We start from the raw sequence: 13,223 nt of genomic DNA, 5'->3' as shown, positions 1-13,223 counted from the left end.
CGAAAATTGGATCAATCATTATCCTAAGAAAATACTGAACTATTTGTCTCCTGCACAGTTTCTTAAAAATGGCTAACTTCTACTTGAAATTTAGCCTATTATTTCGCATAATCTTTAACATCGTCAATCATTAATTGTGTGGATTCAAGACCACCTCCTGAGAGGTACCAGAGGTCAGAGGTCAAGTTCACAATACCATCGTTTTGAGCTGCCTTTGTGGCTTGAACCAACTCGTTTTGCAAGAGGCTTTCATTGCTTGAATTATCCCCACCGATGGCTAGGGTACGGTTTAAGACAAAAATAAGATCGGGGTTGATTTCGCTAATCCCTTCAAAGCTAATCTCTTGACCGTGACGTGACTCTTCAATCTCTGCTTCTGTCGGATGGAAACCAAGTGTGCTATATAAGAAAGCAAAGCGTGAGTTAGGACCAGAAACAGCCATATTCCCTTCGTTCAAGACCATGGCAAGGGCTTTTTTATCTGAAGCTTCATTGGCCGAGGCTATGTCAGCGATTTGGCTATCGAGATTGGCCAATTGTTTTTCTGCTTCTGCCACAGCATCTTCACCAAAGATGCTAGCAAGTGCTGTGATATTCCCTTTTACCGAAGTCCAGTAGTCTGTATTGTCCACCTCAAACATGATAGTTGGTGCAATTTCACTAAACTGGGCTACATAATCTGCCGTGCGACCTGATGCAATAATCAGGTCTGGTTCAAGAGCTGCAATAGCTTCTAAATCCGGTTCTTTCATGTTTCCGACACTGGTGAGATCTGACAGGTCTGAGAGATAAGCTGGTAGACCCTGAGTCGGCAAACCTACAATTGCCTCTTCAAAGCCAATTGCTCGAATGGTATCTGCAGCTCCGAGATCAAAGGTCACAATTTTTTGAGGGTTGACTGGCACAGTAACGTCACCAATGGTCACTTCTGCTGCAGTTTCACTTGTTTTAGTCGTTTCTGATGTCGTGTTCGATGTGTTAGAGCAGGCGATGAGCATGAAGCTTGTTAGCATAGCAACTAAGAGGACTGATAATTTTTTTAACCAATTGTTCATTTTATGTTTTCCTTTTCTTTTTTAATAAATACAATGTTGTTTGCCGTCTATATCGACGATTCGCACTGACATGTCATAGAGCTTGTCCAAGACTGACTTGGTCATAACGGTAGCTGTGGGGCCAGATTCAAAGACCTGACCATCTTTAAAGGCAACCATATGGTAGACATAGCGACTAGCGATATTGATGTCGTGAATAACAATGACCACCGTTTTGCCTAAATCGTCCACTAATTTCCGTAAAATGGTCATCATGGCAATACTTTGCTTCATATCCAAATTGTTGAGTGGCTCATCAAGGAGAATGATATCCGTGTCCTGGGCTAGAACCATAGCGATATAAACCCGTTGCAACTGTCCACCAGACAGGGTATGGATGTAGCGATCCTTGAATCCTTCTAGTCCCATGTAGGCTATTGCTTCTTGAATTTTAGTCTGGTCTTCTTCTGTTAGACGATTGCCACTGTATGGAAAACGTCCAAAGCTAACTAACTCTTCCACTCGCAATCGGGTATGGTAATGCTGGGATTGCTTGAGTAAAGAAAGTTCTCTCGCTAACGCTTTATGGTCCCAAGCCTCAATTTCCTGCCCCTTGATCCAGAGGTAGCCACTTTCTTTGGGCAACAAACGGCTCATAATATTGATGAGGGAGGATTTGCCTGCTCCGTTTGGCCCGATAAAAGCTGTGAAGCTCCCAGATGGGACTTCCATGGAGATATCGATCAGAACAGCTTCATCCCCAAAATGTTTTGAAATCGCTTCTAATTTCATAGGTGTTTTTTCTCCTTAAAGATTAAGTAAAAGAAGAGTAGGCCGCCAATAAGTTCGATAATCATGCTGATGTTAAAACGATAGCCTAAGATACGTTCAATAACAAATTGACCAATGACTAATATCAGAAATCCTAGGAGACTCGCTACAACAAAAAGTTCTTGATGACGATATGTTTTTACGAGCTGATAAGTTAGATTAGCTACCAAAAACCCTAAATAACTTAAAGGGCCAACCAAGGCAGTGATTGTCGCCACCATCATGGCAATAACCCAGAGTAATAGCCGCTCTTCTCTCACAACTTCGACTCCTAGAATGGTGGCTGACTCAGTCCCTAAATGGAGGACATCAAGGATGGCTGATTTCTTCCAAAGAATGAGAGCAAAGAAACATATTAGACCGAATCCAAGACCTAGAATTGAGACATTCATTCGCTGAAAGCTTGGAAATAATCTGGATTGAAGTTGGTCAAACTCATTGGGGTCCATGGTGACTTGGATAAAGGTCGATAAACTACGAATCATGGTACCCAACGCCATACAGATGAGTAAAATCAAGTGTAAGCCTTGATTTAATAACTGTTTCAAAGCCGGCTGTAACAGAAAGAAAAAGCCAGATTGCACAGCTATCAAAATCAAGCATTCAAGGATAGGGTGGAGAAAGAGATCGCCTACTAAACGCCAAGATAACCAGTACAAAATGGTTTGAAGCAAGACATAGACAGCTTCTAACCCTAAAATGCTAGGTGTTAAAAAACGGTTGCCTGTTAAGGTTTGAAAGCTAACAGTTGAAAAGCTAACACCTACAGCGATTATAAAGTAAGCAAGTAATTTCTGACTTCTTGCTTTTAAGGCGTAAGTCGTTAAAGGAGAGCCAAAGGGAAGGACGTAAAGCACTGCCACCAGTATAGCCAGGACCAGTAAACTAGTGATCCATTTCCTTGAGGAACTTGAGTTACTCATAAACACGTCCCTTCCATAAAAGCATGACAAATCCTAAACTTCCAAGAATCCCCAAAATCACACTAACAGACACTTCATAGGGCGCAATAACGACTCTAGCCAGAATATCACAAATCATCACCAAGCAAGCTCCAGCTAAGGCTATTGTCGAAACAGAACGCTTCAAATGATCCCCTTGATATAATCTCACAACATTTGGAACGATCACTCCTAAGAAAGGAAGAGAGCCAACCGTCATAATCGTGACACTAGTCGTCAGCGCCACTAACACAATAACTAAGACTTCATAACGTCGGTAAGACAATCCCAAAACACGACTAGAGTCTTCGCCCAAACCCATCAGGGTTAACCCTGATGACAGAGCCCAGGCCAATACTAAGATGATTAGATTCAGAAAAAGCCATTCGTACTGATTGGATTGAATCATGGCAAAGGACCCTTGTAACCAAGAAGACATGGACTGCACTAAATTAAAACGATAGGCGACGATAGTGGCTAGAGAACCGATAATGCCACTATAAACAACTCCTATTAAGGGTAAGACCCACTGCTCTTTGATTGGTAAACTTTTGACCAACTTTAGGAAAAGCAGTGTTAATAGAATCGCTGTCAAAAACGAAAAGGTCATTTTCTGAGCTAATGTTGCCTGCGGAAAGACAAAGAGGCTCAACAATAAGCCTAATTGAGCAGCTTCAACAGTACCAACTGTCGACGGTGCTGCAAAGGGATTTTGCGTCATGGTCTGCATCAAGAGACCAGCTACGGACATGGACGACCCAGCTAGGAGAATACTTAGCGTACGAGGTAACCTAGAGGCTTGAAAAATAAGCCACATGTTTTGATCCCCAGCGAACAAAGCGGACCAAGAAAATCCTGTTCTAGCCCCGATTGTTAAGGAAAATAGAGAAAGTACTATTAAAAGACCTCCTAAAAAGAAATTCCTTTTTATGCTAAACTACCCCCTCTTTACATTTTTTACCCATCTACCTTAACAAAATTTTTCATAAAATGCAAGCTTTTATTAAAATTATCTGACAATTTAATGATTTTAAAAGGACCCAAAAGTTAGCCTGCTATCGGATAACGTAGTGCTACAAAGACAAAAAACTGAAGACAGCAACGCTGCCCTCAGTTTTAATTATTTGATACTAGTGACAAACCTTAGAAAACCAGCTTGTCCTTCTGGTGTGCGTTTATAGACCCCAGCGTCTTCAAGTACGCGACTAAAGACGAGACCAATTTCCTGCTGGATAATCGCAGTCACATTAGCTGGCGTGATGGAAGGGTGTTTGGCTAAAATCTGATCGGCCCATGTTTGATGGTATGGAGCGACATGCTGGCTCTTTCCAAGCAAATAGTCTTCTACTTCTGCCATTTCAGCCTTAAGGCGGGGTGGTAGGATAGCAAGCCCCATGACCTCAATCAAGCCGATATTTTCTTTTTTGATGTGTTGGACATCCGGATGGGGATGGTAAATCCCGTCTGGAAATTCCTCGGACGTCTGATTGTCACGTAAGACCAAATCCAGTTCAAAAGCGTCACCCACGCGTCTAGCAATCGGCGTCACCGTGTGATGCGGTGTCCCGTCAGTCTCAGCTTTGATCTGTAAAGTATCGTCTGAGTATGATTGCCAAGCTGCCAGAATTTTTTCAGCCAAGGCTAAGATATCTGCTTTGCTCTTTGAGCGCAAGCGAAGGACTGACATCGGCCACTTGACAATACCTGCCTCTACCGATTCAAAACCAGCAAAGGCTACAGGTGTCTCAATAGGCGCCTTCTCCATCGGGAAGGTATGACGACCTCCTTGGTAATGGTCATGGGTCAAAATAGAACCGCCAACAATCGGAAGATCGGCATTCGAGCCAGCGAAGTAACCTGGGAATTGCTCAACAATATCTAGAAGCCGACTAAAGGTTGCTGGCGTGATGCCCATGGGAACATGCTGGCCATGCAGGAAAATACAATGTTCGTTAAAGTAGGCATAGGGTGAGTATTGGAAGCCCCATGTTTGCCCTTGCAGGTCAAAACGAATAATCCGGTGATTGGTCCTAGCAGGATAGCCAATACGCCCTTGATAGCCTTCGTTTTCAAGGCAGAGCATGCACTTTGGATAGTCAGAGGATGGCATTGCTTTGGCAGCCGCAATTGCTTTAGGATCTTTTTCAGGCTTAGAAAGGTTAATGGTGATTTCTAACGCTCCAAACTCTGTCTCTGTTTCAAAGGCAATATTTTGGGCAATCGCCTTCACTTTGATGTAGTCATTGGCCTGACTAAGGTGGTAAAAATCAGCAATCGCCTTTTCTGGACTTTCCGCATAAGTCTCCCAAAACTGACGGTTAACCTGGCTAGGGCTCGGCGTGATAAAGTTCATGAGCTCAGCCCCTAGCATATCCTGCTCATCCGCTAAATCCGAAATCTTTCCAGAAGTAATAGCTTGCGCTACCAAGGCATCCTTGAGTTCCAAAATGGACAGTTCTTCAGCTACTTCTGTGTCATGTTCTCCAACTAAGGCAAAGACACGATTGACCAGATAGGCCCGATCCAGCTCTTCAAAGAGCCCGTGAGCGATGACTGTGGTCACAAATTGTTGAACAAGAGTTGGCATTTGCTCCTCCTTATTCTAGCGATTAGGCACGCGACAAGACTTTAGCCCCGTCAGCAATCTCAGCAACATAAAATTCAGCATCATAGCCCACAACCTCACGGTAATGGTCACCGACAGCCTTAATAAAGGTATCTACCTTGTCTTTCGCAACAATAGCAATGGCACAGCCACCGAAGCCTGCACCTGTCATGCGGGCACCAACAACACCGTCTTGCTCCCATGCTGTGTGAACCAGAGTATCGAGCTCAAGGCCAGTTACTTCGTAGTCATGCTCCAATGAAACATGAGAAGCATTCATCAAGCGGCCAAATTCTGGGATGTTTTCTGCTTCTAAGGCCGCAAAAGCTTGCATGGTACGACCGTTTTCCAAAACGGCATGGCGGGCACGTTTCAAGCGATTAGCATCCTTAATTAAGTAGCCATACTGATCAAAGGATTGCCCGTCCAGCTCACCAAGGGTTTGAATGTCGACGCCACCAGCTTGCAGCTCGCTGACCGCTTCTTCACACTCTGCTCGGCGTTCGTTGTACTTGGAATCCACCAACTCACGGCGTTTCTTGGTATTCATGATGACCACGACATTGTCGCCCAAATCGAGCGGAGCGAGTTGGTATTTCAGGGTATTGGTATCAAGCAGAATCGCTTGATTTTCAGCTCCCATCCCAACGGCAAATTGGTCCATAATTCCTGAATTGACACCGATAAAGTCGTTCTCTGTTTGTTTCCCAATTTTGACCAAATCGAGACGCTCAAGATTAAGACCGTAGAGTTCTTCAGCGATGATACCTGTCAACAGTTCAAGGGAGGCCGATGAGGAAAGGCCAGAGCCATTAGGAATATTCCCATAGACATAAACATCCATCCCTGTCTCAATAGGATGCCCAGCCTCCTTCAAGAATTTGAGCACACCCTTAGGGTAGTTTGCCCAGTTATGCTCTGGATCATTGACGAGATGGTTAAGGTCGACTTCAATAATACCCTTGTCCTCAAAGTTAGCCGAGTAAAAGCGTAGCTTTTGGTCATCGCGTTTTCGGGCTGCACCAAATGTACCCAGTGTGATGGCACACGGAAAGACGTGACCGCCATTATAGTCGGTATGCTCCCCAATTAAGTTAATACGGCCTGGTGAGAAGAAAGTCGCCTCGGCTTTCTGACCAAAAACGTCTAGGAAAGCTTGTTGTAGTTCTTCAGTTATCATAAAAACCTCCATTTAAAGCTGTTTTTCTTTAATTATACAATTTTTAAGTAAATATTTCAATATATTTAGTAAACTTTTATAATGTTTTACTTACAGCTCATTTGATGGTATAATGTTTGAATAATACTAGAGAAGGAGATATTATGGCAACCATTAAAGACATCGCCCAAAAAGCCGGGGTCTCTAGCGCAACTGTTTCTCGAGTACTCAATTATGACCAAACCCTATCCGTTAGTGACGAGACCCGTAAGAAAATTTTTGACACCGCTGATGCCCTTAACTACACCAAGCATATGAAAAAAGCTCCTGTCAAAACAAGCCAGTCCAAACTCGCTGTCATTCAGTGGTATAGTGAACATGAGGAACTCGATGACTTATACTATTATGCTATCCGAACAGGTCTAGAAAAACAAGCTCAAGATCTTCATTATGAAATCATCCGAATTTTTGACCAAGAAGACCTCGAACCTATTAAGCAAGCAGACGGCATCATTGCCATCGGTAAGTTTAGTAAAACCCAATTGAAAGACCTGGCTAGCTATAAGCTTCCCTTAGTTGTTGTAGACAGTAATACCTTAGCCTATGGTATTCCATGCGTGACGACTGATTTTACCTTTGGTGTCCAAACAGCTCTAGAGCATTTTTGGCAGCAGGGGATCAAAGATATCGGTATGCTAACTGGTCAAGAATATACGGCTGACGAAAAGGAAATGGTTGCCGACCAACGATTGATTGCTTTTCAACAGTTCTTGGAAAAACGACAAGCTTATCAGTCTCAATGGCTTAAAGTAGGGGCTTTTACAGCTGAAAGTGGCTATCAAATGATGAAAAAGCTCATTCATCAGGAAAATGACCAACTTCCCCATGCTTTTTTTATAGCGAATGACAATCTGGCCATCGGCGCCCTCAAGGCACTTCAAGAAGAACGGATTGCCGTTCCTGAACGTGTCAGCCTTATCTCTTTTAATGACACAGCTGTGACCAACTATGTCTATCCAGCTCTATCCAGTGTTACTGTTTTTACAAAGGAAATGGGAGCTACTGCTGTGGACCTCATCCACCAGGAATTAAGCAGTGACGAAACGGATTTGCCAGTCAAACAAGTCAACCTTGCTACCAAGCTAACCATCCGAGCATCGAGCATATAAAAAAGGAGCTGCTGCTCCTTTTTCTATGCAATTGTTACAGTATAACTAAACCTTTTTGAGGCGTCAACTGGCAGGATGCTCACACCTATTTTTTCTTCAAAAATATCCGATTCTGTGTCAAAGGTAGCAAGTCCTGTCCACGGCTCTAGAGCAATAAAGGGCGCGTTTGTCCCTGAAGACCAGATGACCAGATTAGGAAAATCCTCATAATCAAAGGAAAGTACTTTTTCCCCAGAACGTGTTTCAAGACTAACAGACTTAGCTGTAATGTTTTCAAATGCCATTGAGTCATCTTCAAAAAGAGCTTGATCCAACGGTAACACTTCTCCTTCAAATGGAACTAAAACACGCTCTTTTCTCGTTAACAAGCCACCGCTGATATTCTTATGGGCATACGGCTCAATACCATGTTCAAACCGTAGTTGATAATCCTTGTAATCCAGTCCCTCTTCTATTGGACAATTAAAGGCCGGATGGCCACCAATAAAGAAGGGCAGAGCTTCATCACCAGTATTACGCACTTCGTAAGTGGTTTTGACCGATTTCCCATCCAACTCATAGCCAATTATCAATTCAAAGGCAAAGGGAAAAACTTCACACGTCTCCGCATTATCTCTTAAAATGAAACGTATAGAGTCTTTATCCTGGTCTAGGAAGTCAAAGTTTTGACGCCGTGCCAGACCATGACGGCCTAAAGTGATTGACTTACCATCCTGTGTCACAGCTTTACCATCTCTCAGACTCCCACAGATCGGAAAACAGACTGGTGCTTGACCAGGCCAGTGAGCAGGGTCTCCCTGCCACAGATATTCTGTTCCTACCTTGTCTTTCAAGGAACTGAGCTCAGCACCAAGTGGTTTAATAGCTATAGATAGGTCATCGTTTTTCAAATAATACATATTATCTCCTTAAAGCGGTTACATTCTCTTTGTATAAAAAAGGACAAGGTCCTTTTCAGATGTCTAAATCAAAGGTCATCAGCCATTTTATTTAACTTTCTTAACCTATGATTGACACCACTTTTACTAATTGGCTGACTTAAGCTATCAGCCAACTGTTGGATCGAATAATCTGGGTGTTCTAACCGTAGGGTTGCAACTTCTTGTAGATCTGCTGGAAGATTATCTAGTCCGATTGCGCCGTCCAATTTGACCAAGTTATTAATGGTACGAACACTTGCTGACACCGTTCGGGCGATGTTAGCTGTTTCAACATTATTCGCTCGGTTGAGATCATTGCGTGTCTCTCTTAAGATTTTGACCTCTTCAAAACTGTCTCGCGCAACCATTGCACCAATCACAATAAAGAAATCCATGATATCTTCTGCCCGTTGCAGATAAGTAACCGCTCCTTTTTTTCGCTCAATAACCTTAGCATCCAGCAAAAACCCTTGCATTAATTGGGCCAAGTCAGTCGCATGGTCACTGTAGATAGAGGCAATCTCCAGCTGATACTTGCCTTTTTCAGGATCTTTGACTGAGCCACTCGCTAAAAAAGCACCTCGTAAATAGGCTCGACTGGCCTCTTCGTTAGAGAGGATAAAGGGTGTAATGCCTGTCTCCAAACCGAAAAAACTATCGGCAAGATGGAGGTCATTGAGAATTTCTTCGACGAATTGGTCTAAAAAAACTTGATAGACCCTGTTTTTCTTGAGGTTTGTTTTCTGGTGGTAGCGGATATCTGCTTTGACGTCGTAGTTTCTATGAATAAGCTCATAGACATGGCGGGCTACCTTGGCGTTTTCACTAGATAATGATAAGGTTAAGCCCTGTTGACCTATTCCTAAATTCCCCGATAATTTAATCATAGCAGACAACTCTGACTTGTCATGGCCTGATAAAGCTATTAATTCCTCTTTAACGGTAACTGTAAAACTCATCTCGCCACCCGTATAATATTGAGAAGTTCCTCGACAACCAAAGGGCCATCATGAAAGGCGCCGCCATTTTCAAACTCAACAAAATGAGATGAAATAACGCGTGGTACTTGGTCCTGTAATCCCTTAAAATCATGGGTTACTTGCACCAAATACTCATCAAATTGGTGGAGATCCATATAATCTTGAGGAACTTCCTCGATATTGACTAAAACCGTGTCGATAAAAGGTTGGCCTAAATGACGATTGAGTACTGCAACATGATCGGCATCCGTAAAGTGTTCGGTCTCGCCTCTCTGGGTCATGATGTTGCAGACATACACCACTTCTGCTGCTGTTTCCAACAAGGCTTTTGAAATGTCAGGAATGACTATGTTAGGCAGTATTGAGGTAAACAGAGAACCTGGCCCTAAAACAATCATATCAGCTTCCATAATAGCGGAAACCACTTTACGGCTCGCTGTCGGCGCCTCGTCGTTATAACTATTGGTCACAAAAACATGATCGATATGCCCCTGATGCTTAGCAATCTGACTTTCTCCTACAACTTCAGTGCCGTCCTTAAACACAGCATGTAAGGTTAATGCATTGTCACTAGATGGGTAAATTTTCCCAGTGACATGGAAAAATTTAGTCAAGAGCTGCATGGCATTGTAGAGTGAGCCCTTCATTTCAGAAATTCCTGCAATAATCAGGTTCCCTAAAGGATGGCCTGCTAAAGGTCCGTCATTTTCATGAAACCGGTATTGAAATATCTGCTCATAGGTTTTTGGCATATCTGACATGGCTACCAAGACATTCCTTAAATCTCCAGGTGGCGCCATTCGCATGGATTCGCGCAATTGTCCTGAAGATCCGCCGTCATCTGCCACGGTGACAATAGCTGTGATGTCAACGGCATGCTGACGAAGGTTATTGAGTAGTACAGGAATCCCCGTTCCTCCCCCAATAACTACTATTCTCGGTTTTCTCATGAACGGTTTACCGTCTCTTTCCGTCGATCTTTGTCTCTATGGCCAAGGTTAACAGACCAATGCGTTTGCAAATCTTCTGCCAGTCGCTTGGCAAATGCAACAGAGCGATGTTGCCCACCTGTACAGCCAATAGCAATCGTTAAGACGGATTTCCCTTCTTTTTGATAGCCTGGTAAAATCGGTTTAATAAGGGCAACTAAATGTTGGTAAAATGCTTCTGATGCCTCGTGCCCCATTACATAATCATAAACAGCTTGATCCAGACCTGTTTGAGGACGCAGTTCAGGGACATAGTGAGGATTTGGTAAGAAACGCACATCAAAAACTAAGTCCGCGTCGAGAGGAAGTCCGTATTTAAAGCCAAAGCTCACCACTTCAATCCTAAAAGCGGCTTGTTGATGATCATCTGAAAACGAATCGATAATGGCTTGGCGTAACTTTCTAGGCGTTAATTCTGTCGTATCAATGACATGCTGACTGGTGCTTTTTAAAGGCGCTAAGAGTTCTCGCTCCTTTGCTATCCCATCTAAGACGCGTCCATCAGCAGCCATTGGATGACTACGGCGAGTTTCCTTATAACGCGCAACTAATTCATTATCAGTAGCGTCCAAGAATAGGATTTTGACATCTACAGATGCATTGCTGTCCAGCTGATCAATAATCGATCCCCCATCGGCAAAGAAGGAACGACTGCGCATATCTACAACAACAGCCACCTTGTCATTATCTTGACTTGTTCTTAAAAGCTCAATAAACTTAGGTAAGAGTGCCGGTGGCATGTTATCAATGGTAAAATAACCCATATCCTCAAATGATTGGATAGCGACTGTTTTACCGGCGCCACTCATACCTGTAATGACAACTAATTGCAAAGGTTTTTCTGACATTTTCTCCTCCTATATATATAGATTCTCAATCCACAACTACCGTTTAGATAAATTGTTTTTGACCCAGCCAATCCCGTATAACGGCTAGGGTTTGGTCTTGGAATTTTCCTGTTTCATACATATGATCTGCGCCAGTAATGGATACTAAAAGCGAGCCGGGGTAATTTCGCGCTGTTTTACGTGCAATTGGGGATACGGTCATCTTGTCTTCACTTCCAGTAATGACCAAGACAGGCCCCTTAATTTTAGAAAAATCCACATAGCTAGCACGAGTCTTATCGGCAAATGGAAATGCCATCTGGGTATAAACTTTCCCAGACTCTGGTACCAAGTCCTTGAAAATATCTTCTTTAAGCTCAGGATCTTGGACATTCATGCAATAATTAAAGAACTCCACCTTATAAGGCGGCATTGGCTTTTTCCAAAAGCCCCAACGCAGGAAGTGGCGAATAAAACAGCGAACCATTGTTGGGTAAAGGGCAAAGATATCAGCTGTTGGCGCTGGCCCCATCAAGATCATCCCAGCAACCTCGGTCCGCTCCGCAACCATTTGAGCGAGGAGACATCCTAAAGAATGACCTAAAAGTATGGGCTTCTCAGGCAAACCGTCTACCAAAGCAACCAGATCGTCCGCATAGTCTGTTAAACTGACCGCTCCAACCTTGGCTTCCACCTCTTCATAGGTTAAGTCATGGTAGCGAAGACTAGGGGTATGAACAGTCAACCCCATAGCCGTTATTTTGTCCGCAAAACTTCCCCAAACATTTCCGTCACACCAAGTGCCATGGATCAATACAATATGCTTGGTCATCTGTTCTAGGCTTTTGTAATCTCAGCAATGACTTCGATTTCCACCTTAACATCTCGTGGAAGACGAGCTACTTCAACAGCAGAACGGGCAGGAAAGTCTGCCTTAAAAGCTGTGGCGTAAACACCGTTAAAAGCTACAAAATCATTCATGTCTTTGAGGAAACAAGTGGTTTTAACCACATGGTCAAAGTCTGTTCCAGCAGCTTCCAAGATTGCTTCAATATTTTTTAAAACTTGTTCCGTCTGTTCTTCAATAGTCACTCCCACAACTTCACCTGTCTCAGGTGAAAGGGGAACTTGACCACTGGCAAATAATAGATTGCCAACAACTTTTCCTTGCACATAAGGTCCAATAGCTCCTGGTGCTTTGTCAGTGTTAATAATTATCATGTGACATCTCCTTATAATCGATTATTTCCTATATTATAGCACATTTCAATACCATCCGTTTCGTCCATCCTTTATTTTTTGGTAAAATAAAAGCAAGGACTCTTCAAGAACTCTTTAGGAGGAAAATCATGTCTCTTTACTCTGTCTCTTCTCATAACAATCAAGGTATCGATGGTACTGTCCGCCTGTCAAATGGAAAAACGGTTGCAACCAATCATCCCCTGAACGACCAACCAGGGTTTAACCCAGAAGAGCTGATCGCTCTCGCCTGGTCTACTTGCCTCAAAGCAACTTTAGATGCCGTTTTAGAAGCAAAATCAATGAGCAACCATTCCTACGTAGAGGTTCACGTTGATCTTGAAAAAGAGCCAACAACACCTGGTTACTTTTTTGCAGTTAGAGGGCAAGCTAGCATTCAAGGCCTTTCCCTAGATGAGGCCGACATTCTCATTCAAGAAGCCCACGCTCGCTGCCCAGTGTCTAAACTCATTGGCCAGGCTAATAGTGTTACACTAGAGACAGTAGCCTATGTCATCTAAGTTCTTTC

At 43.3% G+C, this 13,223-nt stretch carries 14 protein-coding genes; 2 read left to right on the top strand and 12 right to left on the bottom strand.

The genetic code is table 11. The features are described from left to right. Positions 1–98: 98 nt before the first annotated feature. The 6 genes from J2S23_RS08225 to J2S23_RS08200 form a co-directional block, all read right to left on the bottom strand. Entirely contained in the window at positions 99–1,055 is a 957-nt protein-coding gene (locus J2S23_RS08225; protein WP_307122238.1) for a siderophore ABC transporter substrate-binding protein, read from the bottom strand. 21 nt (positions 1,056–1,076) lie between these two features. Beyond that, entirely contained in the window at positions 1,077–1,826 is a 750-nt protein-coding gene (locus J2S23_RS08220) for an iron ABC transporter ATP-binding protein (protein WP_307122237.1), read from the bottom strand. Then, positions 1,823–2,788 (bottom strand): iron chelate uptake ABC transporter family permease subunit, encoded by a 966-nt coding sequence (locus J2S23_RS08215; RefSeq protein WP_307122236.1) that lies wholly within the window; start codon positions 2,786–2,788, stop codon positions 1,823–1,825. Before J2S23_RS08215 ends, J2S23_RS08220 begins: the two co-directional genes overlap by 4 nt. Continuing rightward, the gene (locus J2S23_RS08210; RefSeq protein ID WP_307122240.1) at positions 2,781–3,737 is read right to left on the bottom strand and encodes an ABC transporter permease; all 957 of its coding nucleotides are present in this window, start codon (positions 3,735–3,737) and stop codon (positions 2,781–2,783) included. The genes J2S23_RS08215 and J2S23_RS08210 overlap by 8 nt, the downstream gene beginning before the upstream one ends. A 189-nt stretch (positions 3,738–3,926) precedes the next feature. Continuing rightward, positions 3,927–5,393 (bottom strand): UDP-glucose--hexose-1-phosphate uridylyltransferase, encoded by a 1,467-nt coding sequence (gene galT, locus J2S23_RS08205; RefSeq protein WP_307122235.1) that lies wholly within the window; start codon positions 5,391–5,393, stop codon positions 3,927–3,929. Positions 5,394–5,415: 22 nt separating this feature from the next. Then, entirely contained in the window at positions 5,416–6,591 is a 1,176-nt protein-coding gene (locus J2S23_RS08200) for a galactokinase (protein WP_307122234.1), read from the bottom strand. 143 nt (positions 6,592–6,734) lie between these two features. Between J2S23_RS08200 and J2S23_RS08195 the strand changes: the two genes are divergently transcribed. Beyond that, positions 6,735–7,739, top strand: coding sequence for a LacI family DNA-binding transcriptional regulator (locus J2S23_RS08195; protein WP_307122233.1), 1,005 nt, complete (start codon positions 6,735–6,737; stop codon positions 7,737–7,739). Between the two features lie 23 nt (positions 7,740–7,762). Here J2S23_RS08195 and J2S23_RS08190 read toward each other — a convergent pair whose 3' ends face one another. The 6 genes from J2S23_RS08190 to J2S23_RS08165 all read right to left on the bottom strand — a co-directional run bounded on the left by J2S23_RS08190 (position 7,763) and on the right by J2S23_RS08165 (position 12,676). Next, positions 7,763–8,638: an aldose 1-epimerase family protein gene (locus J2S23_RS08190; RefSeq protein WP_307122232.1), complete on the bottom strand. Its 876-nt coding sequence runs from the start codon at positions 8,636–8,638 to the stop codon at positions 7,763–7,765. Positions 8,639–8,706: 68 nt separating this feature from the next. Then, positions 8,707–9,618: a DNA-binding protein WhiA gene (gene whiA, locus J2S23_RS08185; protein ID WP_307122231.1), complete on the bottom strand. Its 912-nt coding sequence runs from the start codon at positions 9,616–9,618 to the stop codon at positions 8,707–8,709. Further along, positions 9,615–10,589, bottom strand: a complete 975-nt coding sequence (locus J2S23_RS08180; protein ID WP_307122230.1) for a gluconeogenesis factor YvcK family protein — start codon at positions 10,587–10,589, stop codon at positions 9,615–9,617. Before J2S23_RS08180 ends, whiA begins: the two co-directional genes overlap by 4 nt. After that, complete coding sequence (rapZ, locus tag J2S23_RS08175; RefSeq protein ID WP_307122229.1) at positions 10,586–11,476, bottom strand: RNase adapter RapZ; 891 nt, start codon at positions 11,474–11,476, stop codon at positions 10,586–10,588. Before rapZ ends, J2S23_RS08180 begins: the two co-directional genes overlap by 4 nt. A 43-nt stretch (positions 11,477–11,519) precedes the next feature. Next, positions 11,520–12,287: an alpha/beta fold hydrolase gene (locus J2S23_RS08170; RefSeq protein WP_307122228.1), complete on the bottom strand. Its 768-nt coding sequence runs from the start codon at positions 12,285–12,287 to the stop codon at positions 11,520–11,522. Between the two features lie 5 nt (positions 12,288–12,292). Further along, positions 12,293–12,676: a RidA family protein gene (locus J2S23_RS08165; RefSeq protein WP_307122227.1), complete on the bottom strand. Its 384-nt coding sequence runs from the start codon at positions 12,674–12,676 to the stop codon at positions 12,293–12,295. A 128-nt stretch (positions 12,677–12,804) separates the two neighbouring features. Between J2S23_RS08165 and J2S23_RS08160 the strand changes: the two genes are divergently transcribed. Beyond that, positions 12,805–13,215 (top strand): OsmC family protein, encoded by a 411-nt coding sequence (locus J2S23_RS08160; protein WP_307122226.1) that lies wholly within the window; start codon positions 12,805–12,807, stop codon positions 13,213–13,215. Positions 13,216–13,223: the final 8 nt, after the last annotated feature.

The organism is Streptococcus moroccensis (assembly GCF_030812835.1).
GTDB classification, from domain to species: Bacteria; Bacillota; Bacilli; order Lactobacillales; family Streptococcaceae; genus Streptococcus; species Streptococcus moroccensis.
This window is presented reverse-complemented; position numbering and strand designations above follow the sequence as displayed.